Raw genomic sequence first — 25564 nt, 5'->3', positions numbered from 1 at the left:
GGCCATGCGAAATATTGTCGCAAATGCGGATTGTGGTTGCGCGCCCAATGTTTGCGCAGGCGGGACGCATAATAAGCAGGTTTTTGTCCGATTTCGAAGCAATTGCAGGGCGAGGGGCTTTTGACTTGCCTCGTTCACAGCAGATAGTTTCGTGTTCGCTTTCGCAACAATCGCGCGAGCCCTCGATATGCGAGCCATATGAAGCCTGCTCCCTTCAAATATGTTGCGGCGTCGTCGCTCGACCACGCGCTTGCGCTGAAGGCCGAATATGGCGACGAGGCGCGGTTCCTCGCGGGCGGGCAAAGCCTTATCCCTGCGATGAATTTTCGCCTGGCGCGCCCCGAGCTGCTGATCGACGTCAACGGCCTGACCAAGCTTTCCGGGATCGATCGCTCCGAGCCGGGCAAGGTCAGGGTCGGCGCGCTGACGCGCTACCGGACGCTGGAGCGTGATGCCGGTTTCCTGGGGGCCTGCCCACTTTTTGCCGACGCGCTGCCACACATTGCCCATCCTCAGATCCGCAATCGCGGCACCATCGGCGGCAACCTGTCGCATGCCGATCCCGCCTCCGAATTGCCGGCGCTCGCGGTCGCCATGCAGGCCGAGATGCGGATCAAATCGGCATCGGGCGAACGGCTTGTGGCGGCGTCCGAATTCTTCGTCGGCTTGCTCACGACCGATCTCGGCAGCGATGAGATGCTGGTTGACGTCGCCTATCCGGCCCGGCGCCCGCGCAGCGGCGCCTGCTTCATGGAAATTGCGCGCCGTCGCGGCGACTTCGCCATTGCCGGTGTCGCGGCGGTCGTGTCGCTGGATGACGAGCGGCGCTGCGCCGAGGTGCGGATTGCGCTCTGCGGCGTCGGGGAGACGCCCGTCGATGCAAGTGCTTCTGCCTCGACGATCGTCGGTGATCGCTTGACCGGTGAGGCCATCGAGACCATCGCCGGCCATGTGCAGGAGATGATCGCGCCATTCGGCAATGTCCACGCCTCCGCCGACTACCAGCGTCATGTCGCCGGCGTTCTGACTCAGCGCGTACTGCGTACGGCACATCAGCGAGCCGGTCATGCCTGACAGCCACCAGATCGAGCTGCGGGTCAACGGCACGCTCTATCGTCGCGCAGTCGAACCGCGCATGCTGCTCAGCGATTTCCTGCGGCATGAGCTCGGGCTCGCCGGCACCCATGTCGGCTGCGAGCACGGCGTCTGCGGCGCCTGCACCATTCTGTTCGAAGGTGATCCTGTGCGCTCCTGCCTGATGCTCGCGGTGCAGGCCAACGGTCGCGAGCTCGCGACGATCGAGGGGCTGGCCTCGCCGAGCGGTGAGCTGCATCCGGTGCAGCAGGCGATGCACGACCATCACGGCCTGCAATGCGGCTATTGCACGCCCGGCATCCTGATGACCATGACGGCCTATCTCAAGGAGAATCCGTCGCCGTCCGAGGATGAGATACGGGAGGCTCTGTCCGGAAATCTCTGCCGCTGCACCGGTTACCAGAATATCGTCGATGCGATGATGGATGCCGCCGCAAAGCTGCGCGAGGCCGCGCCATGACCACGCGATTCTTCGGCGCGCCGGTCAAGCGCAATGAGGACCGAAAGCTCCTCACCGGACAGGCGCTGTTCGTCGATGACGTCGAGCTGCCGGGGATGTTGCACGTGGCATTCCTGCGCAGCCAGGCCGCGCACGGACGCATCAAGAGCATCGACACCTCGCGCGCGTTGCAGCGGGCGGGTGTCGTCGCGGTCTATACGGCCGATGACTACGGCGCCTATTGGCAGCCCGGTCCGCTCTTGGTCCAGCCGCCTCCGATTGCCGGCAGCGTCTTCAATCCCCGCACCCAGGTGCCGCTGGCGCGAGACAAGGTTCGCTATGCCGGCGAGCCCTTGGCCGTGATCGTGGCCGAAAGCCGGTATCTTGCCGAGGACGCGCTGGATGACATCGACGTCGAGCTGGAGCCGCTTGCCGCGGTCGTCGATCTTGAGGCTGCGCTGATATCGTCGTCAGCTCTCGTGCACGATGATCTCAATTCGAACGTCGCAGCTCAGGTGCACCAGGCCAAGGGCGACTATCGCAAGGCGGCGGCTGGCGCGCATCTCGTACTCAAGCGGCGTTTCCACTACGAGCACGGCATCTCGTCGCCGATCGAGACCCGCGGCGTCGTCGCGCAGTGGGATGCGCGCGGTGCGCAGATGACGATTTGGGATACGACGCAGGCGCCGGTTTTCATCCGCAACGGCCTTGCCGCCATGCTCGGCCTCGGCGAGCGCCAGGTGCGTGTCATCGCCCCCTTTGTCGGCGGCGGCTTCGGCCCCAAGATCATGATGTTCTATCCGGAGGAGGTGGCGCTTCCCTGGATTTCGATGCGGCTCAATCGTCCGGTGAAATGGATCGAGGACCGGCTCGAGCATTTCGTCGCGACCACGCATGAGCGCGGCCAGATCCACGATGCTGAGATCGCTCTCACAGCCGACGGCCGCATTCTCGGTGTCAAGGACATCTTCCTGCACGACACCGGCGCCTATAATCCGTACGGCTTGACCGTGCCGATCAATAGCCAGTGCACGTTGCTAGGGCCCTATGTCATCCCGGCCTATGACAGCAGCTTCACGGCGGTGTTCACCAATCTGCCGATCGTGACGCCCTATCGCGGCGCCGGCCGCCAGCACGGCGTGTTCGTGATCGAGCGCCTGCTCGACCTCGCCGCGTGCGAGCTCGATATCGACCGGGCGGAGATCCGGCGGCGCAATCTGATTCCGCCGGATGCGTTTCCGTTCAACAACGAGATCATCTACCAGGACTTTGCGCCGCTGACCTATGACAGCGGCAATTACGAGCCGGTGCTGACCAAAGCGCTCGACGCGATCGGCTACCGGCGCTTCCTGACGGAGGAGCAGCCGAAGTTGCGCGAGGAGGGCCGCTGCGTCGGCATCGGAATTGCCTGCTATGTCGAGGGCACCGGTATCGGGCCCTACGAGGGCGCCAAGGTGCAGGTGCAGACCAACGGTAAGGTCAGCGTGGCGACCGGCATCGGCACCCAGGGACAGGGGCATTTTACCAGCTTTGCCCAGATCGTCGCCGATCAGCTCGGCGTCGCGCCATCCGATGTCGACATCGTCACCGGCGATACCGACCAGTTCTACTGGGGCGCCGGCACCTTTGCGAGCCGCGGCGCAGTGGTGGCCGGCAACGCCGTCAGCGAGGCCTCACAAGCGGTGCGGCGGAAAGCGTTGAAGCTCGCGGCCGATGCGTTCGAATGCGCGGAGGAAGATCTCGTCGTCGCCGACGGCAAAGTCTCGATCGTCGGCGTGCCCGGCAAATTCATCCGACTCGGCGAGCTCGCGCAACGCGCCAACCCGATGCGCGGCGCCGTGAAGCCAGGCACCGAGCCCGGCCTCGAATCGACGCAATATTTCGGCCCGCCGAGCGGCTCGACCGCCAACGGCGTGCATGCCGCGATCATCGAGGTGGATCCGCTGACCTTCGAGCTGAAAGTGCTGAAATACGTCGTGGTCCACGACTGCGGCACGGTGATCAATCCGATGATCCTCGAAGGCCAGATCCATGGCGGCGTGGCGCAGGGCATCGGCAATGCCTTTTACGAAAAGCTTTCGTTCGACGACCAGGGCCAGTTGCTCAACGCCTCGCTCGCCGATTATTTATTGCCGACTGCGCTCGAAGTGCCCCGTATGGAGCTCGACCACACGGTGACGCCGTCGCCACTCAATCCGCTCGGCATCAAGGGCGCAGGCGAGGCCGGCGCCATTCCGGTCGGGCCGTTGTTCGCGCAGGCGATCGAGGATGCGCTGCAGCTCACCGCGCGGAAGGTCGAGCTTCTGGAGATTCCGCTGAGCCCGAGCCGGTTGTTCGAATTGACCCGACAGGAGGGGGCATGAGAACGGCGCGCGTGTTTCGCCTGTCGATGGCCCATCCCGGCGATCTCTCCGAACTGGATGAGCTCATCGTACGCGGCACCATCAAGGCCTCCGACGTCGCGGCCATCATCGGCAAGACCGAGGGCAATGGCGGCGTCAACGATTTCACCCGCGGCTATTTTACCCAGACGCTGATGGCGCTGCTGTCGAAGCATCTCGGCAAGCCAGCCGCGCAACTGATCCGGGAAATCCCCTGCGTGCTCTCAGGCGGCACCGAGGGCGTGATGAGCCCGCATTATAGTGTGTTCTGCATCCCCGAGACCGATGCGACACCAACGGGCGCCGCGAGGCTCGCGATCGGGACCGCCTTCAGCGCACCGCTCGCCGCGGAAAATGTCGGGCGGCGTGCGCATGTCGAGAGCGTGGCAGCGACGGTACGGCAGGCGATTGCCAATGCCGGTATCGAGCGTCTGGAGGATGTGCATTTCGTCCAGGTCAAGTGCCCCTGCGTCACGGTCGCGCGCGCTGCGGCAGCGATCGCCGCGGGCAAGACGCCGCTCACCAACGATCCCAACAAGTCGATGGCCTTTGCACGCGCCGCCGGCGCCTTTGGCGTCGCGCTCGGGCTCGGCGAGATCAAGGCGGGCGACTTCACCGACGCCTCGCTCCTGTCCGACTTCGCCGTCCAGTCGCCGCGAGCCAGCATTTCCTCCGGCGTCGAGGTCGAGAGCAACGAGGTCGTCGTGCTCGGCAACAGCTCACATTGGGCCGGCGACTTGCGCATCGCGCATCGGCCAATGGCGGACGCGCTCGATATCGGCGCGATTGTCGACGTGCTCGCCGATCTCGGCATTGCCGCCGCGCCGCAAGTCTCCGCCGCCGACCTCACGCGCATCAGCTCCATTCTGGTCAAATGCGAGCCGGACCGGCGCGGCAATGTTCGCGGCCACCGCCATACCATGCTCGACGATACCGACATCAACGCGCAACGTCACATCCGCGGTGCGGTCGCGGGTCTTGTCGCCGGCGTGATCGGCGATGGCCGCATCTTCGTCTCCGGCGGTGCCGAGCACCAGGGGCCGGACGGCGGCGGCCTGATCGCGGTCATCGCCGCGCAGAGCGGAGGTGACTAGATGCGGATCGTCATCATCGGCGCCGGTGTTGCGGGATGCGTGATGGCGCGCCGGCTCACTGCCCTCGACGGGGTCGAGGTCACGTGCCTGGAGCGGGTGACGCAGGACGACCATTCCGAGGCCGGCACCGGGCTCAATGTCGGGCCGAACGCGGTGAAGGCGCTGGGTGCGACCGATCCCGAATTGACAGCGCGGGTCACTGCGGCGGCTTTCGCCTGGTCGAACTGGCGGATTTCGCTGACCGACGGCACCGTGCTGTTCGATCTCGCGCTGAAGGATGTCGCCGACGGACCGGGCTGGCGTATCCGCTGGTCCGAGCTCTATCGCGTCCTGCGCGAAGCGGCCGGCGACAACGTCGCTTATGGCTGCGAGATCACGGAGATCGCGCGCGCGGCCTCCGATCCGCGCAAGACGGCGGTCGCGTGGACGCAAGACGGACGCCGGCATCGGCTCGAGAACATCGATCTCCTGATCGCGGCCGACGGCCGCTACTCCGAGGTGCGACGGACGATATCGGGTGAGGCGCCGGTACGGCTCACCGGAGTTGCGATCTCCCGACTGTTGGTGCCTGATACCTCGCGCGGCCTGATCGACGATTACGGGCAATGGTTCAACGGGCCGAACCGGCTTCTGGCCTTCCGCGTACCGCCGGATCACGTCTATGTCGCCGGCACCTTTCCGATCGAGGGACAGATCCCCGATCACATGAAGACGCCGGACACATTGCGCGCGACCTATACGCCGCAGCATGCACCGGTGAGCGACCAGGCCGGCTGGCTGATCGATCAGCTGGCCGGCAACGTTGCCGACACCCATTGGGCGCGGATGCAGGAGCACGACGCGCTCTACCGTGCTGCCGACTGCAACGTGCTCTATCTCGGTGACGCCGCGCATGGCATGGTGCCGACGCTGGGCCAGGGCGCGACGCAGGCGATCGAGGACGCCGCCTGTGCCGCGGCCCTGATCGCGATGCGCCATCAAGCCGGCCAGCGCGACGCTGCACGCTGGTGCCAGGAGATCGAGGCGCTTCGGCGCGATCGCATGCGTTTTGTCATGGAGTTCTCGTGGGCGGCGACCGACACCGTGCTCGCCGGCGCTGATCCCGTCGCCGGTACGCGGCACAAGACCGAACAGCCGTTTCTCAGCAAGCTGAAGACGCTGTATCGTGACATCGGCCTGCCGCTCGTGGACAACAAGGCATGAGGAGACGTTGAGATGACCGATCTGCCGCTTGCAACCGTGCATGGCCTCTATCACATCGCGCTCAAGACCGATGATCTTGCCGCGACCCGGAAATTCTGGGTCGACATCATCGGTCTGCGCGAATTTCCCCGACCTGATTTCGGCTATCCTGGTGCCTGGCTTGGCTGCACCCAGCCCGGCGGCCTCGCCATCATCCATGTCTATGCTGGCGGTCCGGCGCTGGGCGCGGAAGGCAAGGCGCCGGCAGGGACCGCCGCGATCGACCACGTCTCGCTGTCCTGCTCCGGCTACCGTTCCTATGTTGCGCGCTTCAAAGCCGCCGGTCTCGACTGGCGCGAATTCATCGTGCCCGGCACGTCGCTGTGGCAGCTCTTCGTCTACGATCCCTCCGGCGTGCAGCTCGAGCTCACGTTCGAAAGCGGTGGGGAGGGTGAGGAGAAGCCGGACGTGTCGCCGGGGCGCAAATATGTCGCGGGCGCGAGCTTCTTCGACAAGCCGAGCTACCCGAAGCTCGCGTGACCCATGGTCGACACTGGCCCGCTCTGGACGTTGTCGGCGCACGAGCTCGCACTCGCCTATGCAGCCGGCACTTCACCACGTGAGGTGATCGAGGCGACGCTCTCGCATATCGACGAAGTCAATCCGCGCCTGAACGCGGTGATCACGCTGGACGCGCCGGGTGCACTCGCCGCGGCGGACGCGAGCGGCAGGCGCTGGCGGGACGGCAAGCCCGCAAGCCCGCTCGACGGCGTACCGATCACGGTCAAGGACAACATCCTGGTTGCCGGCCTGCGTGCGACCTGGGGCTCGAAGCTCTATCGCGACTTTGTGCCGGATGAGGACGAGTTGCCGGTGCGTCGGATGCGTGAGGCGGGCGCCGTGATCCTCGGCAAGACCAACGTGCCGGAATTCACCGTGCACGGCTACACCGATAACATGCTCTTCGGCACCACCGGCAATCCCTGGAATCCGGCGCTGACGCCGGGCGGCTCGAGTGGCGGCGCGGTCGCCGCGGTCGCCAGCGGCATGTGCACGCTGGCGCTCGGCACCGATGGCGGCGGCTCGATCCGGCGGCCCGCCGCGCATACCGGCCTCGTCGGCTTCAAGCCCTCACGCGACACCGTGCCGCGCGGCAAGGGCTTTCCGGCGATCCTGGGCGGGTTCGAGGTCATCGGCCCGATCGCACGCTGCGTCGGGGATATCATTCGCAGCATGGATGTGATTGGCGGCCCGGAATGGAGGGCGACGCTCGAGGAGTCCGCGCTGCCGCGGCCCCGCATTGCCTATGCGCCGACCTTTGGCGACGCACCGGTCGAGCCCGTCATCCGCGATGCGATCGAGCGGGCGGTCGCGCAAGCGCGCGCACTGGGCCTCGACATCGAGACGCTGTCATCCTTCACTCTGGCCGATCCGCTGGCCGAGATCTGGCCGGTCATCAGCCAGACCGGCGTTGCCTGGCTTCTGGACCAGCATCACGATTGGAAAGACAAGGTTGCGCCTGCCATCGCGGAGATGGCCGCGGCGGGCAGCAAGCACAGTGCGCGCGACTATCTTGATGCGCTGGATCGCGTCGCCGGGTTGCAGCGATCGTTCGATGCATTCTTCACGCAATATGATTTTCTGCTGACGCCGGCCGCCGCAGCCATGCCGTGGCCTGCCGGAGAGCCCCATCCCACCGCGATCGACGGCTGCACGGTTGGCCCGCGCGGCCATGCCGTGTTCACGCCGATCGCAAATGCTCTTGGGCTGCCTGCGATGTCCTTGCCCTGTATCGTCGACGATGGTGCGCTTCCCGTTGGGTTGCAGCTGATAGCTGCGCGGGACCGCGACAGGAGATTGCTCAACTTCGCGAGCGCGCAAGAGGGCAGGCTGTTCGCGCATCGCTGGCCGGAAGCGTTGGGCTAGCTTGGCCGCGTCTGTTCAGCCGTTGAAGAACGGGTTGTTCGGGCGTTGCAGGCCGAGATGATCGCGTAGCGTCGTTCCCTCATAGTCTTTCCGGAACAGGCCGCGCTCTTGCAGAACTGGCACCACGAGCTTGACGAAATCCTCGAAGCCTTCGTGAAAATATGGGGGCATGACGTTGAAGCCGTCGGCGGCATGCTCCTCGAACCAGAGCTGGAGTGTGTCGGCGATACGTTCGGCCGAGCCGCACAGCACCCAATGGCCGCGAGCGGCGGCAGTGAGATTGTAGAGATCGCGCAGCGTCATGTTCTCGCGGCGGCCCTTGGCGAGCATCACGCTGGCAAAGCTGTGATAGCTGTCGGAAGGCGCGATGTCCGGGATCGGCCCGTCGAGGTCGTAAGCTGACATGTCCCGGCCAAAGCGGTCCGACAGGATGGCGAGTGCATTGCTGCCGCTGACAAAGCTCTGGAGCACGTTGAGCTTCTCGAATGCCTCCTTGTCGGTGCGGCCGACGACGGGCATGACGCCCGGCAGCACCGTGACATCCTCGGGCCTGCGTCCAAATGCCGGCAGGCGGGTCTTCAGCGAGGCGTAACCGGCCTTGGCCTCCTCGATGTCCTGCACCACCGAGAACACGATATCGGCGGTGCGCGCGGCAAGAGCTTGTCCGGCCTCCGAGCCGCCGGCCTGGAGCACGACCGGGTGGCCCTGCGGACTGCGGCCGATGTTGAGCGGGCCCTTCACCTTGAAGAACGCGCCGTCATGATCGATCGGGCGCAGCCGGGCCGGATCGATGTAGAGGCCGCTGGCGCGATCAGCGACGATGGCATCGTCTGCCCAGCCGTCCCAGAGACCTTTGACCACGTCGAGGAATTCGCCCGCCATCTCGTAGCGGCGGGCGTGGTCGGGATGAGTGGTACCGAAATTCGCGGCCGTCGCCGGATTGGCCGTCGTCACCGCGTTCCATGCCGCCCGGCCGTTGGAGATATGATCGAGCGAGGCGAAGACACGCGCGACCGAGAACGGATCGCCGTAGGTGGTGGACACAGTGGCGCCGAGGCCGATATGGCTGGTCGAGGTCGAAAGCGCGGCCAGCATCGTCAGCGGTTCGAGCCGCAGCGTGTAGGAGGGATGGGCGGCCGCGTCGGCATAGAGATTGTCGCCGATGAAAATCAGGTCGAACTTGCCGCGTTCGGCGGTGCGGCCGATCTCCTGGATCGCCGCAAAATCCTGAAAACTGTCGACCGCACCGGGATAACGCCAGCCCGCGACGTGGCTGCCGGTGCCCAGGATGAACAGGCCGAGACGCATCTGTCGTTTCATGGCATCATGTCCAGAACAGGATTTTTCGCTCGAGAAAGCCGATCAGTCCGAAGAAGGCGAGGCTCGCGGCAGACGCCACGAAGATCGCCGACCAGACCTGGACGAAGTCGATCTGGAGCACGGCCTGGTAGATCACCCAGCCGAGCCCGCCATGGGCGCCAAGCATCTCGGTGACGATCGCCACGATCACGCTGCGCACGGTGGAGACGCGCATGCCGGCCAGCAGCAGCGGCAATGCGGTCGGCAGCCGCAGGCGCCACAGCACGCCGAAACGGCTTGCGCCAAAACTCTTCATGAGATCGACGGCGCGACGGTCGACGCGGTCGAGCCCGGCCAGCATCGACAACAGGATGGTGAAACTCACCGCCATCGCCACCATCACGATCTTCGAGCTGACGCCGATGCCGAACCAGAGCAGGATCAGCGGCGAATAGCCGACCACCGGCACCGAATTGATCGCGGTTGCGAGCGGCAGGATCGCGCTGCGCAACGCTGGCACCAAGGCAATGGCGACGGCAAGGCCAATCCCGATCAGGCAGCCGAGGCCATAGCCGACCAGCGCTTCGAGCAGCGTGTAGCCAGCGGCGTCAATCAGCGTTGCGCGCTTGGCCCAGAGGCCGGCGACGATGTCGCTGACAGCGGGGAGAACGTAGGCCGGCAGATGCAGCCCGCGCGCCGCACCTTCCCAGCATGCAATCAGGAGGACGGCGCCCAAAATGCCGCGCTGGACGGCGAGCGACGATGAAGCGACCGCGCGGCTCATTGCTCGGCGCTCCAGAACACGAGGTGACGCTCGACCGCCGCGACAACGGCATAGAAGCCGGTGCCGAGCAGGGCCGCAGCGAGCAGGGCGGCCCAGATCGCCACGACATTCTCGGTGAACATCGCCTGGAGCAGCAGCACGCCGAGCCCGGTGGTGTCGCCGAACCATTCGCCCACGATGGCGCCGACCAGGCTCAGCGATGCGGCAAGCCGCAGCGCCACGAAGATCTGCGGCAGAGCGGTGGGAAGCTGCAAGCGAAGCAGGAGCTGGTGGTTGGAGGCGCCAAAGCTGCGCATCAGGTCGACCTGCCTGGGATCGACGGTCTCGAGGCCCAGCAGCGTGTTCACCGTCACCGGAAAGAAGGTCAGGTAGAACGCGATGATCGCCTTGGCGAGCAGGGTGTTGCCGAACCACAGCACGACCAGCGCGCCGAAGGCGATGACCGGAATGGTCTGCGACACCACGAAGATCGGAAAAATCATCTCGCGCAGCGCGCGGACGCGGAAAAACACGACGCCCACGAGCACGCCGAACGCGCCACCGGCGGCGAAGCCGATCAGCGTCTCGGCGAGCGTGCGCAGGAAGCCGTCGACATAAGCGCGAGGCGTGGCCGCCATCGCCAGCAGGATCGTGCTGAGGCGCGGCAAATAATAGGGCCGGATGCCGAACAGCAGTACCGCGCCTTCCCAGATCGCCGCCGCGATGGCGAGACCCAGCAGGAGCCGGATCACCTTGCGCAGCGAAGCCGGTATCGCCATCGACGGCGCTGCCGCGCCGGCTTCACCAAGCGATGTCGCCGATGGGCTGCTCACGGCATCCGGTCCGCCAGCGGAACGCTCTGGATGAAGCTTGCGTCATAGGCGGCAGCGAGATCGAGCGGCTTGGAGATCACGCCATACTTCAGGAAGAAGTCGTGAGCGGTCTTGACCGCATCGGCATCGATCCAGAACATGCCGTTCTTTGCCGCAGCTCCGGCCGTCATCAGTCGCTTCACCTCGGTCAGCATGAACTCCTGTTGCGCACGGTCAAGCGTGGGAGCGACAGCCATCACAGTGTCGACGGCGCCCTTGGGATCCGAGAAGGCGTCCTTCCAGCCCTTCAGCGAGGCGCGCAGGAAAGCCTTGACGAGTTCGGGTTTCTCCTTGGCGGTGGCCTCGGCTGCGATCAGCGTGTCGCGCGGGAAAGTGATGCCATAATCCTCGGCGACGAAGGTCTTCAGACTGTCCTTCGGCATGCGCGACTGGATGGTGTAGAACTCGTTGTAATAGGTCGCCGTGATCACGTCGACGCTGCCGTCGACGAAGGGCGTCACCGAGACCTGCTGCGGCTGGATCTTGAGGTCATCCGGCTTGATGCCTTCCTTGGCCAGCATGCCGTTCAGCACATGGTTGGCGCCGGTGAACCAGGTCGTGACGGTCTTGCCCTTGAAATCCTGGATCGTCTTCACCGGTCCGTCCTTGCGGGTGACGAAGATGAACGGCGTAATCTGGTGCGATATGCCGATGCAGACGATCGGCAATCCCTTGTCGCGGGCGGCGAACACGCTGTCGGTGCCGCCGGACAGGCCGAACGTGTCGGCGCCGGTCGCGACCAGGTTTTCGGTGAGCAGATTGGGCCCGCCGGGATTGATGGTGAGGTCGATGCCCTCGGCCTTGTAGTAGCCCTTGGCCGCCGCGACGTAGAAGCCGGCGAACTGCGCCTGAGGCAGCCATTTCAGGCGCAGGCTCGCCTTCTGCAACTCAGCTGCGGGCGCGGCCGCGACGAGCGAGCCGGTCGCCAATGCGAGCGCGGAGAGGACGGAGACGGCGTGGCGGCGGCTCAACATGGTCATGCTCCAGACGGTGAAAATCAACTGCGATAGGATGAATCGGTGCGATCGAGCTGGCGCATCAGTGCCGGCCATTCGCGTTCGCCGGGCACCAGGATGTCGCCCTGCAATTCCCAGAACTGGCGCGCGGCTTTCTCGCAGACCTCATGTGGCGGCATCACCAGCTTTGCGCCGGCTACGGCGGCTGCCTGCATCTGGAGCTGGATCCGCGCGGCGCGCTCGAAATAATAGAGCAGCATGAAGGCCTCGCCCGGCGTCCGGCCGACGGTGAGGATGCCGTGATTGCGCATCAGCATGACCTTGTGCGGCCCGAGATCTCGCACGAGGCGGACCTGCTCGTCGAGGTCAATGGCGACGCCTTCGTAGTCGTGGAAGGCCTGGCGGTCGTAGAAGCGCATCGCGAACTGGCTGAGCGGCAACAGGCCCTTCTCCTGGCCGGACACCGCAACGCTCGCGTCGGAATGGGTGTGCAGCACGCAGGCCGCGTCGTGGTTCGAGGTATGGATCGCGGCATGGATGACGAAGGCTGCGACGTTGACGGCCTGCGGCGTGTCGTCGAGCTTGTTGCCCTCGGTGTCGATCTTCACCAGGCTCGAGGCCGTGATCTCGTCGAACAGCAGCCCGTAGGGATTGATCAGGAACTGATCGTCGTGCCCGGGCACGCGCAGGGAGATGTGATTGTAGATCAGGTCGTCCATGCCGAGCCTGGCGACCATGCGATAACAGGCCGCGAGCTTGATCCGGGCATCCCATTCCGCTGGCGCGATGTTGCGCGGCGTGGGTTCTCTCGCTGACATCGCGTTCATTGCTGCTTCTCCTGCGCGATGGCGGATTGGAACGATTTCATGCTTTCCTCCTCGATCGCATCGAGCAGCGTACGCTTGAGGCGCACGAATTCGGGGGAGGTGACGATCTCGGGGCGGCGCGGGCGGGGGAGGTCGACGATTTGTTCGAGCTTCACCGAGCCGGGACGTGCGGTCATCACCAGCACGCGATCGCCGAGGAAGATCGCCTCGTCGACGTCGTGGGTGATGAAGAGAATGGTGCGGCGGTATTTTTGCCAGACGTCGAGCAGCCAGCGCTGCATCATCGCGCGCGTCAGCGCATCGAGCGCCCCGAACGGCTCGTCCAGCAGCATCAGGCCGCGTTCGAACAGGAAGGTGCGCATCAGCGCGACGCGCTGGCGCATGCCGCCCGACAATTGATTGGGATATTGCTTCTCGAAGCCGGCGAGGCCGAACTCGGGCAACATCTTCAGCGCCTTGGCGCGCGCCTGGTCGCGCGGTATGCCCTCGACCTCGAGCGCGAGGATGGCGTTGTCCACGACGTTGCGCCAGGGAAACAGCAGGTCACGCTGCGGCATGAAGGAGACGCGACCGAGCAGGTCGGCGGCATGGCAGCTCTTGCCCTCGAAGCGCAGGATGCCGCCGGCGTCGGGCTCCTCGAGGCCAGCGACGATGTTGAAGAGGGTGCTCTTGCCGCAGCCGCTGGGTCCGACGACGGTGACGAACTCGCCGGGGGCGACGCTCGCCTGAAGTCCGGACAGCGCCGCGACCGCCCCAAAAGTCTTGTTGATCGCGCGCAGCTCGAGCAGCGGCTCAGGCTTCGGATCAACCTGCGCAGCTTCGATGGTCGGTTCGAGATCGGGGAGGCGAGCGGCCTGCACCAGCATGTCCTTGTATAATGGCGGCCGCCATTCGCATACGAGAGCGGACCACGTCGAAATCTCTTAGCAACTCGTGTGCCAGTGCGTTTTCTGGGCAAATCAGGCATAAGACTTGCGAGAGCTGCGACGAATATGCCCGAATCGTGCAGAGGCGCGGCTGGGATTTGGCTGCTTTGTTGGTGGATGGGTGCCGAGTTGTATACTTATTCTTGTATCGGAGAAACATGATGGCTGATATTGGAGCACATGTTGGAGGCAGGCGCGCGAAAAGCGGGCACGAATCCCTGACGGCAAGCCCTGGCATGACGCTCGCCGAGAGCCTGCGCCAGAAGCTCGAAGGCGCGATCGCGGCCGGTCATCTCGAACCGGGCAGCCGGCTCGACGAGCAGGAGATCGCCCAGCGCTTCGGTGTCTCGCGCACGCCGGTGCGGGAGGCGTTCCGTCTGATGGCCGCCAACAATCTGGTCGAGCTGCGCGGGCGGCTGGGGGCAACGGTTCGCAGCATCAAAGCCCAGGCCTTGATCGAGATGTTTCAAGTCATGGCCGAGCTCGAAGGGCTCTGCGCCAGGCTTGCCGCCCGGCGCGTTTCACAGGCCTGGGGCGATGAAATAGGTAAGATTCATCAGCGCCTTGTAACCGCCGGCGCAACCGGCGATATAGACGTCTTCTATGACATCAACCAGGAATTCCACGAGGCCATCTACGAGGCCTCGCGCAACGCCTTCCTGGCCGATCAGACTCGCAAGCTGCGCAACCAGGTGGCGGCCTATCGCCGCCGGGTGACGCGCATGCCGAACCGGATCGCGGACACCATTCGCGAGCACGAGGCGATCATGCAGGCGATCCTGGCCCATGATCCCGAGCGGGCCCACAGTGCCATGCGCGACCACGTCAATCTGCTCGGCGACAACCTCCTGGACTTCCTGGCCGCCTTCGAATGAACCGTCCGGCTCTTGGTATGCAAATTGCTAGACCTTGTATATCTAGCTTGCATCCTGGAGACCCGGAGTGGACCTGAAGCTGACGAACAAGACCGCCCTGATCACCGGCGCGTCGAAAGGAATTGGACTTGCGGTGGCCGAGCTCCTCGCCGCGGAGGGGTGTCACCTGCATCTCGCCGCCCGCAACGGCGAGGCGATGCTCGAGGCCAAGAAGCAGCTCGAAGCCAGCCATGGCGTGAAGATCACGATCCACGCGCTCGACCTGTCGAGCACGGCCGCGATGGAGAAGCTCGCGGCAGAGGTCGGCGACATCGACATCCTCATCAACAATGCCGGCGACATCCCGGCCGGCTCGCTGGAAATCCTCGACGACGCCGCCTGGCGGCGCGGCTTCGATCTCAAGGTGTTCGGCTACATCACGCTGTCGCGTCTCTATTATCCGCGGATGAAGGGCAAGGACGGCGTCATCATCAACATCATCGGCAATTCCGGCGAGAACTGGGACGCGAGCTATATCGCGGGCTCGACCGGCAACGCCGCGCTGATGTCCTTCACCAAGGCGCTCGGCGGCCGCAGCCTCGATCACGGCGTCCGCGTCGTCGCGGTCAATCCGGGTCCGGTTGCGACCGACCGCATGCTCAAGATCATGAAGCGCAAGGCGATCGACATGCTCGGCGACGAGAGCCGCTGGGAGGAGTTGTTCGACAAATATCCGGGCAAGCGTCCGGCGACATCCGAAGAGGTCGCCGATCTCGTCGCGTTCCTGTCCTCGCCCCGGTCCGGCTACATCACTGGCACCGTGGTCACGATCGATGGCGGCATCGCTGCGCGCGGCTCGGTGATCTGAGGCGGTCGATGTCGAAGCCTCAAGCCGCGGCACTGGTCCGCAACCGCTATTTCGACGAGCTCTCGGCGACGCCGGGGCTCTATTGGCTCGGTCAGAACACCAACCATATCGAGAGCCATCCGGCCGTGCGCGAGGCGATGTTGCGCTCGATCGAGGCCGGCGAGTTCAATGCCTATGCTCCGCCGCTCGGCTTCGAGGCGCTGCGCGAGGCGATCGTCGCCGACCTCGGCACGCCCGGCGCAGAGGCGCTGGTGACCGAGGGCGGCGTCAACGCGCTGGCCATGATCTGCCGCGCACGCTGCAAGCCGGGCACGACGCTGGTGACGACCGATCCGACCTGGAAATGGCCGTGCCTGTTCGCGCGCCAGCAGGGCGCCGAGGTGATCGAGATTCCGATCTACGATCCCGCCTGCAACTATCGCCTGACGCCCGAGGCATTGAAGGCCCATGTCGACGAGCGCACCGCGATCGTCTACCTCGTCGATCCCAACAATCCGCTTGGCATCCGCTATACCCGTGAGGAGATCGAGAGCTTTGCGGCAATCGCGCGCGATTGCGGCGCGCTGCTGGTGCACGACTGCACCTATCGCGATTTCGCCGATGGGCACACGCCCGCGCTGCATGTTGCCCCGAAAGGCACGGTCGTCTCGACCAGCTTTTCCAAATGGCTCGGGCTCGCCGGTTTGCGCATCGGTGCGCTCGTCGCCGCGCCCGATCTGTTCGAGGAGCTGGCGCAGACCTCCACGAGCGTGCTCGGCGCGAGCGTCATCGCCCAGCGCGCGGCGCAGGCGGGGCTGTCGGTCAAGGCCGAATGGATGAAGAAGGTTCGCAGCGTCGACCGGTCCAACAAGGCGATGATCCAGGAGGCTGCCGCCGCGATCGAGGGATTGGCGCTGCCGATCATGCCGTCGCACGGAAACTTCCTGGTGCTGGAAACAGTCGCCGCCGGCATCCGCCCGGAGGCGCTGGTCGAATGCTATCGCCGCCAGGGCATCATGATCCGTCAGGGCACCTATCACACCCAGCGCTTCGGCGACCGTTTCGTGAAGATCAGCACCTCGGTGCCGCAAGCATGGGTCGAAAAGCTCTGCACGCTCTTGCCGGATATGGTCGCGCAGGCGCGTACGCTGAACGACCTGCCGCCGCAATTCTAGGGACGATGCCGATGACCATGATCACGACAAAGGACGGCATGAAGCTCCATGTGGAAGAGGTGGGCGAGGGCACGCCGATTCTCTTCATCCACGAATTCGGCGGCAATCATGCCAGCTGGGAACCGCAGCTCCGATATTTCAGCCGCCGCCATCGCTGTATCAGCTACGCCGCGCGCGGTTACCCGCCGTCGGACGTGCCTGACGGCGTGGAGGCCTATTCGCAGGCGATCGCCGCGGACGACGCCGTCGCCGTACTCGATGCACTCGAGATCGAGAAGGCGCACATTGTCGGTCTCTCGATGGGCGGCTTCTGCACGGTGCATTTCGGGCTGCGCACGCCCGAGCGCGCGCTGTCGCTCACCGTGGCCGGCGCCGGCTATGGTTGCGAGAAGGAGTTCGAGGAGTATTTTCGCGGCGTCTCCCTCGAAGTTGCCGACAATTTCGAGAAGCAGGGCGCCAAGGAATTCTCCAAGGTCTATGCCCTCGGCGCGAGCCGCGTGCAGTTCCAGAACAAGGATCCGCGCGGCTGGCGGGAGTTTGCCGATCGCCTCGCGACTCATTCAGATCGCGGCGCCGCCAACACCATGCGCGGCGTCCAGGCACGGCGGCCATCGTTCTATGATCTCGAGGACGGGCTGAAGACGATGATGGTGCCGACGCTGGTTGTCGTCGGCGACGAGGACGATCACTGCCTCCAGCCCGGCATCTTCCTGAAGAAGACGATTCCGGCCTGCGGGCTGTCGGTCTTTCCCAAGACCGGCCATACCCTCAATTTGGAAGAACCGGCGGCGTTCAACGCGCTGCTGGCCGAGTTCATCGCTCAGGTCGAAGCCGGACACTGGCTGCCGCGCGATCCGCGCGCGCTGCCGGGTCAGATCATGCGCACGAAATAGAGAGACGATGGCAACTCAGCCTCTGATCAATGCCGGTCGGCTCTGGAATCGTCTGATGGCGCTCGCCGAGATCGGCGCGACGCCGGCAGGCGGGGTCAACCGGCAGGCGTTGAGCGATGGCGAGATCGCCGCCTGGCGACGTGTCATCGGCTGGGGACTCGACGCAGGTTTGACGCCGTCGACGGATGCCGCTGGAAACCTGTTCCTGACGCTGGCCGGTCGCGACCGCGCTGCGCCGCCGCTGCTGCTCGGCAGCCATCTCGATAGCCAGCCGACTGGCGGCAAATTCGATGGCGCGGCCGGTGTGATGGCGGCGCTCGAAGCAACCGTCTCGCTGGCAGAACAAGGCGATCGGCCGGCACGCGATCTGATCGTCGTCGCCTGGATGAACGAGGAGGGCTCGCGCTTCGCGCCGGGCATGATGGGCTCCGAAGCCTTTGCAGGTGAGCGCGACATGGCGGCTATCCGTGTTGCGCGCGACGCGGACGGCATCAGTGTCGGCGAAGCGCTCGATCGCCTCCACGCGGCGTTTCCCGATCTGCCGCACAGATCGCTCGGCTTCGCGGTCGACGCCTATCTCGAATTGCACATCGAGCAGGGACCGCTGCTGGAAGCAGCCGTCCGCACGATTGGCGTCGTCACCGGCATCCAGGGCAAAAAGACCTTTCAGGTGGTCGTCGAGGGGGCCGAGGGACACGCAGGCACGCTCGCGCAGCAAGAGAGGCGGGATGCGCTTGCGGCTTTTGCGCGGATCGCAACAGCGCTTCACGAAGAGATCGGTTCCATCGATCCCGACATCAAGTTCACGATTGGCCGGCTCTCCGTCCAGCCCAACGCGCCGTCGGTGGTGCCATCGCGCATCATCTTCAGCATCGATCTGCGCCATCCGGACAATTCCGTACTTGATGCGGCGGGCGTGCGCATCACAGCGCTCTGCGGCGAGCACGCGCCGCCGTGCTCAGTTGCGGTGACGCCGCTGGTCGACGCGCCCTCGAACGCGTTCGATCCGCGCTTGCGCGAGCTGATTGCGCAGGCCGCACGCGAGCAGGAATTTCCGGCCACGGACATCCTGTCGGCTGCCGGTCACGACGCGCGTCATCTGGCCAAAGTCTGCCCGTCGGCGATGGTATTCATTCCCTGCCGGGACGGCGCGAGCCATGTCGAGCACGAATGGGCCGAGCCCGATCATGTTGCTGCCGGTGCGTCCGTGCTTGCACAGGTGCTGCGCGAGCTTGCGTTCGCTCTAACGCCCTTTGCTGGCAAGACCCGAGGAAATTGATGACGATGATCGGCTGTCAGGACTACCGCGACGCGATGGCCTGTCTCGGTGCGGCGGTCAATATCGTCACGACAGATGGCGCCGAAGGGCGCGCGGGCTTCACTGCATCCGCGGTCTGTAGTGTGACCGACGATCCTCCCACGTTGCTCGTGTGCCTGAATCGCTCATCTTCTGCCCACGCGAGCGTGCTGGGCAACGGCGTGATCTGTGTAAATGTCCTGTCTGCCGATCACGAAGCGCTGTCGCGCCTCTTCGGAAGCGGTGTCCCGGCCGATCAGCGTTTCGGAGCCGGGGTGTGGTCCACCCTCGAGACCGGAGCGCCCGTTCTCGCCGACTGCACCGCCGCCTTCGACTGCCGGATCTCCGAGGTCGCCAACGTAGGCACGCATGACGTTCTGTTCTGCAGCGTCGTCGCGCTGAAGCGATCGAATCTTGCCGACAACCTGATCTATTTCAATCGAAGATATCACGTCGTGCGCGCAAGCCAGCAAGACCCCAATCATTGTGTCCCCCTGATGGAGAAGCGAAGATGACGGTTACCAGACGCGCTATGATCGCATCCAGCCTTTGCGCTGCGGCGTGGTCATTTTCACCTGCGATCGTTCGAGCGGCGACAAAGGCGACCATTCGCATGAAGTGGCTGCCTCAGGGGTCTTTCGCAGGCTACTACGTCGCCGTGGAAAAAGGCTTCTACCGGGAGGAGGGGCTCGATCTGGAGATCGTTCCGGGTGGACCGAATCTCCTGACGGAAAATCTGGTGGCTACAGAGGCCGACACATTCGGCTTGTCGGGTGGTACCGACAGCGTCTTCGTGGCGCGCGACAAGGGAATGCCCGTTGTGTGTTTCGGTCTTGCGCACCAGGTCACGCCCTTTGTGTTCGTTGCTCGCAAGGATGGTCCCGTCGCGACCCTGCGCGACATGAAGGGCAAGCGTGTCGTGGCGTGGTTTACCGGGGCGAACTACGTTCTGGCCGGCATGCTCGCGAAGGCCGGTTTGGCTGCGGAGGACGTGAACATCCAGCCGCAGCAGGTGAGCGTAACTCCCTTTACAAATGGCGACGTCGATGTCTGCGCCGCGACTGTCTACAACGAGCTTTACACGATCGCGCAACGACTCGGTCGCGAGAATCTTCGCACCTTTGTCGCCGAGGATCAGGGCATAACCGTCCCGCGCGACACTCTGATCACGTCAGAAAAGATCATGCGAGACAATCCGGCCATGGCTGCCGCTCTGCTGAGAGCATCTATCAGGGGTTGGAAAGAGGTGTTCGCGAATCCGGCCGGCGCTGTCGATACGCTCCTGAAAATAGCCCCGACGCTGGACCGAGCCCATCAGGAGTTCTCGATTCGGGAGAACAAGCGCCTGCTGACTGCCGGATCGGCTCCTCAGCAAGGGTTGCTGTGGCTCGATATGACGGCAATCCGGTCGGCGCACGATTTCTTCCTCGCAGCCAAAGTCATCGGCAAGCCCGTGGAACTCGACAAGGCCTTCAGCCTGGCCCCTCTCCAGTCGATACCTCTGTCCGAGCGGCAGGCCTGACCCGGCCTGCTTGAGAGCCGACAACGAAGCGAGCGCGATCCAACGACACCAGTCTTGCAACCACCGCAATGGAGAATGTCCGTGTCTCAAAAAGGCGAGTTGACTGAAGTTCCGGCAATCGATCTTGCCCCATCGTTCGATCCGGGGGAAGCGGGACGCGACCGGGTGGCCGCCGAGATTCGACGCGCCTGCGAGGAGATCGGCTTCTTCTCGGTGATTGGTCATCGCGTGCCCGACGACGTCGTCGCGGTGCTCCAGCGCGAAGCAAAGGACTATTTCGCGTTGCCGCTGGAGGAGAAGCTGAAAACACCGCAGCCACCCGAAAAGATCAGTCGCGGCTACAGCCACGTCGGCAGTCGCGGGTTGGCATTTTCGATGGGTAAGGAAACGCCGCCAGACTTGCAGGAGAGCTTCGCCATGGGGCCTGTCAAGCCTGCTCCGTCCGCTATCGTCGGAACGCCGCAGGAGAAGCTGTTCTTCTTTCCCAATTCCTGGCCGGAGCAACGTCCCGGGTTCCGGGCCGCATTTGAGGCTTATTACTGTGAGATGGACAGGCTTGCAGTGCACATCCTGCGTCTATTCGCGCGCGCGCTCAAACTCGACGATGGCTTCTTCGACGAGAAGGTGAACCAGGCGACCAGCACCATGCGCGCGATCTACTATCCGCCCCAAGAGCAAATGCCTGCGCTCGGACAGCTTCGCGCCGGCGAGCACACGGACTACGATACGCTGACGATCTTGAAAGGCGATGACGTCCCCGGTGGCCTGCAGGTCAAGCTGCGCCACGGCGGTTGGGTCGATGTCCATCCTCGCAGCGATGCCTTCGTATGCAATGTCGGCGACCTCATGATGAGGTGGACCAACGACGAGTGGGTTTCCAATCTTCATCGTGTGGCCAACCCGCCTCCTGAAGCAATGAAGCTCGGGCGACTCAGCGTTCCCTTCTTCCACAATCCGAATGTCGATGCGGAAATCCGGTGTGTCACATCGTTCTACGGCAAAGGCGAGAAATATCCCCCCGTCAGGTTCGGTGATTTCTACCTGTCGAAGCACATGAAGGCGCAGAACATGACAAAGGCACCGGAGGCAAGTGCGCGATCCGGCTGAAGTCACTCTTCGTCGGTGGACGCTGCCGGCCGGTATTTCGATGCGCCGGATATTTGACGTTGCCCTTCAACGACTGGTCGCGGCGGCGGCGCACACAAGCCCTTCGCTGCAGACTGGCTCGACGGAGAACCTGATTTATCTTGGCCGTGCCCACCACTCCGAACGGACGACCTGCGGCTGAGTGTGCCCGCCACCGGCCGGTCCATTCGGCGATCGCGAATACCAAGGCGAATCTTAGAACGCCGTTTTTACGCACCGCTTTCAGGTTTCAAAAATGAGAACCTGCAAATTGTTTGCGCCGTCGGCTTGCGCCCATTTGGGCGCTTAAACTCCTCCTCGGAAGAGCGCGCTTGCAATGTTTAGTATCTCATGGTTCACTAAACAAATCGAGCTTGCCTGAATCCCTAAGAATTCCGGCGGGCACGAGGAAACGTCCGTTTGGTCGTTCAGCCCGTGAAGGACTGTATCGCTCTGCTCGAAGCATTCGAGCGGGTTGGAGAGTCGCGCCATGTCGATGGCCGGCCCCACTGGGAGGGAAAGCGTTATGAGACAGACTGTAAAGGCGCTTCTTACTACGTTCGGAGTTCTCTCATCTGCGCTCGGCGTCGGAGTCACGTCGGCGCACGCGCAAGCCAAGACCATCACGCTGTGCTGGGCCGCGTGGGACCCCGCCAACGCCCTGGTCGAACTGTCGAAGGATTTCACCGCCAAGACCGGTATCGGCATGAAGTTCGAATTCGTGCCGTGGACCAATTATGCCGACCGCTTCCTGAATGAGCTCAATTCGCATGGCTCGTTGTGCGATCTCATCATCGGAGATTCTCAGTGGATCGGCGGCGCCGCGGAGAACGGTCAGTACGTCAAGCTCAACGATTTCTTCAAGAAGGAAGGAATCAGCATGGACGACTACATGCCGGCGACGGTGGTCGGGTACTCGGAGTGGCCGAAGAACAGCCCGAACTATTGGGCGCTCCCCGCCATGGGTGATGCGGTGGGCTGGACCTATCGCAAGGACTGGTTTGCGCGGCCGGAGATCCAGGCGGATTTCAAGGCCAAATACGGCCGCGATCTCGCCGTGCCGAAGACACTCGATGAACTGCATGACATCGCAAAATTCTTCCAGGGCCGCGAGATCGACGGCAAGAAGGTCTATGGCGCTTCGATCTATACCGAGCGTGGCTCGGAAGGCATCACCATGGGCGTTTCGAACTATCTCTATGACTACGGCTTCCAATATCAGGATCCGAAGAAGCCGTATTCAATGGACGGGTTCGTCAATTCGCCCAGCGCCGTGAAGGGGCTCGAGGCCTACAAGGAGCTCTACAAGTGCTGCACGCCGCCCGGCGCATCCAACTCCTACATGTCCGAAGGTCTCGATGCGTTCAAGTCGGGCCAGGTCGCGCTCCAGATGAACTTCTTCGCCTTCTTCCCGGGCCTGTACAAGGATCCGAACGTCGGTGGAGACAAGATCGGCTTTTTCAGCAACCCGGCCGGCCCCGCGACGCAGGCGACGCAACTCGGCGGGCAGGGGATCTCGGTCGTTTCCTACTCAAAGAACCAGGGCGAGGCGTTGCAATACATCAAATGGTTCTCCGGCGGGGACGTGCAGAAGAAGTGGTGGGCGCTGGGCGGCTACTCCTGTGCCAAGTCCGTGTTGAATGACCCGAGCTTCCCGAGCAGCGCGCCGTTCGCCGGCGAATTTCTGAAGTCGATGGGAATGGTAGTCGACTTCTGGGCCGAGCCCTCCTACGCACAACTCCTGCAAGCCGAACAGAAGCGCGTGCACGACTACGTCGTGGCGGACAAGGGCACCGCGCAGGAAGCGCTCGACGGTCTGGTGAAAGACTGGAAGGCGATCTTCAAGGAAGAAGGCAAGAAGTTCTAGGACAACCGTCTGGAGCGCGCCTGGGCGCGCTCCAGACCCTCTTCGGTGGACCCCGCAGGCGTCGCATAGCCGCTGATCTCGACGCCAGGACCAATCAACGCCATGAACGATTTGAGTACCTCGTCGCAGATTACCTATCGGGCCGTTCCGATTCGGTCAGGCGTGATACGTCGTATCCGAGGCCTCTCCGACCGGACGCTTGCCTGGATATTCATAACGCCGACGATCGTGCTGCTCCTCGCAATCAACATCTTCCCGCTGGTGTGGACGATCTACCTATCGTTCACCAACTACCGCGCCAATCGGCCCAACGCGCCGACGATATGGCTGGGGACCGATTGGTATCAGTCGATCCTGACCGATCCGGACATCTGGGCAGCGATGCAGGTCACCGCGCACTTCGTGGTTTGGACCGTGCTGATCGAGACTGTACTCGGATTCGGCCTTGCCTTCCTGATCGACAAGAAATTTCGTGGCCACGGCCTGTGGACCACGATCATCCTGCTGCCGATGATGCTTTCACCGGCGGTCGTCGGCAATTTCTGGACATTTCTCTATCAGCCGCAGATCGGGTTGTTCAACTACGTGGTCGCCTTCTTCACGGGGCGCGACGCTTCGTCGTTCCAGATGCTGGGAGACGTGACCCTCAGTCCCTGGGCCATCGTCATCGTCGATGCCTGGATGTGGACGCCTTACGTGATGCTGATCTGCCTGGCCGGGCTGCGCTCGATCCCGGATTACATTTATGAGGCGGCGGAGGTCGATCGCGCGTCGAATTGGCGGCAGTTCTGGTCGATCACGCTGCCGATGGCTCTGCCGTTCATCATGCTCGCGGTGCTCTTTCGAGGTATCGAGAACTTCAAGATGTTCGACATGGTCAACCTCCTGACCGGAGGAGGTCCGGGCTCGACCACCGAAGTCGCTTCCATCACCCTCAAGCGCGCGGCGTTCGAGAGTTGGCGGACCGGCTATTCCTCGGCCTTCGCGATCATTTTGTTCGTGACGGTATTCGGCCTCGCCAACATCTACGTCAAGGCGCTGAACCGGGTGAAAAGCCGATGAGTGCCGCGAACACGGCTCATTCAGTCGTCGAACCGTCGACCGGCACGCGCCGCTTTGCCGGCCTGCTCGTCATACTCTATGCCATCATCACGATGGTTCCGCTGGTATGGATCGTACTGACGTCCTTCAAGTCACCTGACGATGCGATCTCCTATCCGCCGAAGGTCTTTTTCAAGCCGTCTCTCGAAGGCTATTGCAATGTCTTTACGACACGCTCGCGCCAGACCCGGGAGTTTATCCGGACGCTGGGCCCGCCGCAGGGGCTGTGTGACAAGATTGCACGCAGCCGCAACATGGTTGTCGCCGGACCGTCGAACTATGTACCGCGCTTCATCAACTCGCTGATCATCGCCTTTGGTTCGACGGTGCTCGCGGTCGCCCTCGGCACGCTGTCGGCCTATGGCTTTTCGCGGTTCCGCGTGCCTCTGAAGGACGACCTCCTGTTCTTCATCCTGTCGACCAGAATGATGCCGCCAATCGCGGTCGCGATCCCGATCTACCTGATGTACCGCACTGTCGGGCTGTCGGATACCCGGCTCGGGATGATCCTGCTCTACACCTCGGTCAACGTCTCGCTCGCCGTCTGGCTTCTGAAAGGCTTCATCGACGAAATCCCGCGCGAGTACGAAGAAGCGGCAATGATCGACGGCTATACGCGCTTTCAGGCCTTCGTGAAGGTGGTTTTGCCCCAAGCCACGACGGGGATCGCGGCAACGGCGATTTTCTGCCTGATCTTCGCGTGGAACGAATACGCCTTTGCGGTCCTTCTGACCTCCGGCAACGCGCAGACCGCGCCCCCATTCATTCCGATCATCATCGGTGAAGGTGGTCAGGATTGGCCGGCGGTGGCCGCCGGTACAACGATCTTTCTCGTGCCGATCGTCGTGTTCACGGTGCTGCTCCGCAAGCATCTTCTGCGTGGCATCACCTTTGGAGCTGTCCGCAAATGACCCTCGACGCGAACACGCCCATGCAGCGCCGCAGCTTGGCGAGCCAAGTTTTGCGACGGGGTCCGCTGGAGGCTGTCGCGACAGCGATCATCGCCGCAGGCGTGGTCATGCTGATGCAGCCGTTCTTTCTCACGCTCTATTCCTTGTCTTTCGCGGTCACTCTCTTTGGGACGGTGATGTTCACGATCGTCTCGAAGGTCAGGGAGTAACGC

General features: G+C 63.7%; 25 protein-coding genes. 19 read left to right on the top strand and 6 right to left on the bottom strand.

From position 1 onward, the window contains the following. Nucleotides 1-198 precede the first annotated feature (198 nt). From IC761_RS22645 to IC761_RS22615, 7 genes are read left to right on the top strand one after another with little or no spacing between them, the layout of a single operon-like run. The gene (locus IC761_RS22645; RefSeq protein ID WP_195798849.1) at nt 199-1074 is read left to right on the top strand and encodes an FAD binding domain-containing protein; all 876 of its coding nucleotides are present in this window, start codon (nt 199-201) and stop codon (nt 1072-1074) included. After that, nucleotides 1067-1555, top strand: a complete 489-nt coding sequence (locus tag IC761_RS22640; protein WP_195798848.1) for a (2Fe-2S)-binding protein — start codon at nt 1067-1069, stop codon at nt 1553-1555. The genes IC761_RS22645 and IC761_RS22640 overlap by 8 nt, the downstream gene beginning before the upstream one ends. Continuing rightward, entirely contained in the window at nt 1552-3897 is a 2346-nt protein-coding gene (locus tag IC761_RS22635) for a xanthine dehydrogenase family protein molybdopterin-binding subunit (protein ID WP_195798847.1), read from the top strand. The genes IC761_RS22640 and IC761_RS22635 overlap by 4 nt, the downstream gene beginning before the upstream one ends. Then, entirely contained in the window at nt 3894-5009 is a 1116-nt protein-coding gene (gene atzD, locus IC761_RS22630; RefSeq protein WP_195798846.1) for a cyanuric acid amidohydrolase, read from the top strand. Before IC761_RS22635 ends, atzD begins: the two co-directional genes overlap by 4 nt. Next, on the top strand, nt 5010-6212 hold the full coding sequence (locus IC761_RS22625; RefSeq protein ID WP_195798845.1) for an FAD-dependent monooxygenase: 1203 nt from the start codon (nt 5010-5012) through the stop codon (nt 6210-6212). A gap of 12 nt (nt 6213-6224) precedes the next feature. Further along, nucleotides 6225-6731, top strand: coding sequence for a VOC family protein (locus IC761_RS22620; RefSeq protein WP_195798844.1), 507 nt, complete (start codon nt 6225-6227; stop codon nt 6729-6731). A gap of 3 nt (nt 6732-6734) precedes the next feature. Further along, nucleotides 6735-8117 carry an amidase gene (locus IC761_RS22615; protein ID WP_195798843.1) on the top strand — a complete coding sequence of 461 codons (1383 nt, stop codon included), beginning with the start codon at nt 6735-6737 and terminating at the stop codon, nt 8115-8117. Nucleotides 8118-8132: 15 nt separating this feature from the next. On the opposite strand, the gene IC761_RS22610 is transcribed toward IC761_RS22615, so the two are convergent. Genes IC761_RS22610 through IC761_RS22585 form a run of 6 tightly spaced genes read right to left on the bottom strand, consistent with a single transcriptional unit; the run spans nt 8133 to nt 13694 of the window. Next, nucleotides 8133-9437 carry an LLM class flavin-dependent oxidoreductase gene (locus IC761_RS22610; protein WP_195798842.1) on the bottom strand — a complete coding sequence of 435 codons (1305 nt, stop codon included), beginning with the start codon at nt 9435-9437 and terminating at the stop codon, nt 8133-8135. Between the two features lie 4 nt (nt 9438-9441). Then, nucleotides 9442-10200, bottom strand: a complete 759-nt coding sequence (locus tag IC761_RS22605; protein WP_195798841.1) for an ABC transporter permease — start codon at nt 10198-10200, stop codon at nt 9442-9444. Then, nucleotides 10197-11012, bottom strand: coding sequence for an ABC transporter permease (locus IC761_RS22600; protein WP_195798840.1), 816 nt, complete (start codon nt 11010-11012; stop codon nt 10197-10199). The genes IC761_RS22605 and IC761_RS22600 overlap by 4 nt, the downstream gene beginning before the upstream one ends. Then, the gene (locus tag IC761_RS22595; RefSeq protein ID WP_195798839.1) at nt 11009-12025 is read right to left on the bottom strand and encodes an ABC transporter substrate-binding protein; all 1017 of its coding nucleotides are present in this window, start codon (nt 12023-12025) and stop codon (nt 11009-11011) included. Before IC761_RS22595 ends, IC761_RS22600 begins: the two co-directional genes overlap by 4 nt. 23 nt (nt 12026-12048) lie before the next feature. Next, nucleotides 12049-12834, bottom strand: coding sequence for a class II aldolase/adducin family protein (locus tag IC761_RS22590; RefSeq protein WP_195798838.1), 786 nt, complete (start codon nt 12832-12834; stop codon nt 12049-12051). Next, nucleotides 12831-13694 carry an ABC transporter ATP-binding protein gene (locus tag IC761_RS22585; RefSeq protein ID WP_195798837.1) on the bottom strand — a complete coding sequence of 288 codons (864 nt, stop codon included), beginning with the start codon at nt 13692-13694 and terminating at the stop codon, nt 12831-12833. The genes IC761_RS22590 and IC761_RS22585 overlap by 4 nt, the downstream gene beginning before the upstream one ends. 227 nt (nt 13695-13921) lie before the next feature. Here IC761_RS22585 and IC761_RS22580 point away from each other — a divergent pair, with 227 nt between their 5' ends. The 12 genes from IC761_RS22580 (at nt 13922) to IC761_RS22525 (ending at nt 25561) form a co-directional block, all read left to right on the top strand. Next, nucleotides 13922-14635, top strand: a complete 714-nt coding sequence (locus tag IC761_RS22580; RefSeq protein WP_246791300.1) for a GntR family transcriptional regulator — start codon at nt 13922-13924, stop codon at nt 14633-14635. Nucleotides 14636-14702: 67 nt separating this feature from the next. Next, nucleotides 14703-15482 carry an SDR family oxidoreductase gene (locus IC761_RS22575; protein WP_195798835.1) on the top strand — a complete coding sequence of 260 codons (780 nt, stop codon included), beginning with the start codon at nt 14703-14705 and terminating at the stop codon, nt 15480-15482. Nucleotides 15483-15490: 8 nt separating this feature from the next. Beyond that, nucleotides 15491-16636, top strand: coding sequence for a pyridoxal phosphate-dependent aminotransferase (locus tag IC761_RS22570; protein WP_195798834.1), 1146 nt, complete (start codon nt 15491-15493; stop codon nt 16634-16636). Nucleotides 16637-16647: 11 nt separating this feature from the next. Continuing rightward, nucleotides 16648-17529: an alpha/beta fold hydrolase gene (locus IC761_RS22565; protein WP_195798833.1), complete on the top strand. Its 882-nt coding sequence runs from the start codon at nt 16648-16650 to the stop codon at nt 17527-17529. Between the two features lie 7 nt (nt 17530-17536). Further along, nucleotides 17537-18808, top strand: coding sequence for a Zn-dependent hydrolase (locus IC761_RS22560; protein WP_195798832.1), 1272 nt, complete (start codon nt 17537-17539; stop codon nt 18806-18808). Next, complete coding sequence (locus tag IC761_RS22555; protein ID WP_195798831.1) at nt 18808-19341, top strand: flavin reductase; 534 nt, start codon at nt 18808-18810, stop codon at nt 19339-19341. The genes IC761_RS22560 and IC761_RS22555 overlap by 1 nt, the downstream gene beginning before the upstream one ends. Then, nucleotides 19338-20348, top strand: coding sequence for an ABC transporter substrate-binding protein (locus IC761_RS22550; protein ID WP_195798830.1), 1011 nt, complete (start codon nt 19338-19340; stop codon nt 20346-20348). The genes IC761_RS22555 and IC761_RS22550 overlap by 4 nt, the downstream gene beginning before the upstream one ends. Nucleotides 20349-20429: 81 nt before the next feature. Then, the gene (locus IC761_RS22545) at nt 20430-21455 is read left to right on the top strand and encodes an isopenicillin N synthase family dioxygenase (RefSeq protein WP_195798829.1); all 1026 of its coding nucleotides are present in this window, start codon (nt 20430-20432) and stop codon (nt 21453-21455) included. A gap of 544 nt (nt 21456-21999) precedes the next feature. Then, nucleotides 22000-23340 carry an ABC transporter substrate-binding protein gene (locus IC761_RS22540; protein ID WP_195798828.1) on the top strand — a complete coding sequence of 447 codons (1341 nt, stop codon included), beginning with the start codon at nt 22000-22002 and terminating at the stop codon, nt 23338-23340. Between the two features lie 102 nt (nt 23341-23442). Next, nucleotides 23443-24402 (top strand): carbohydrate ABC transporter permease, encoded by a 960-nt coding sequence (locus tag IC761_RS22535; RefSeq protein WP_195798827.1) that lies wholly within the window; start codon nt 23443-23445, stop codon nt 24400-24402. Continuing rightward, the gene (locus tag IC761_RS22530; RefSeq protein ID WP_195798826.1) at nt 24399-25352 is read left to right on the top strand and encodes a carbohydrate ABC transporter permease; all 954 of its coding nucleotides are present in this window, start codon (nt 24399-24401) and stop codon (nt 25350-25352) included. The genes IC761_RS22535 and IC761_RS22530 overlap by 4 nt, the downstream gene beginning before the upstream one ends. After that, on the top strand, nt 25349-25561 hold the full coding sequence (locus IC761_RS22525) for a hypothetical protein (protein WP_195798825.1): 213 nt from the start codon (nt 25349-25351) through the stop codon (nt 25559-25561). Before IC761_RS22530 ends, IC761_RS22525 begins: the two co-directional genes overlap by 4 nt. Nucleotides 25562-25564: the final 3 nt, after the last annotated feature.

The organism is Bradyrhizobium commune, assembly GCF_015624505.1.
Taxonomy (GTDB): Bacteria; Pseudomonadota; Alphaproteobacteria; order Rhizobiales; family Xanthobacteraceae; genus Bradyrhizobium; species Bradyrhizobium commune.
The sequence above is the reverse complement of the archived record's forward strand: the minus strand, read 5'-3'. Positions and strand labels throughout refer to the sequence as shown.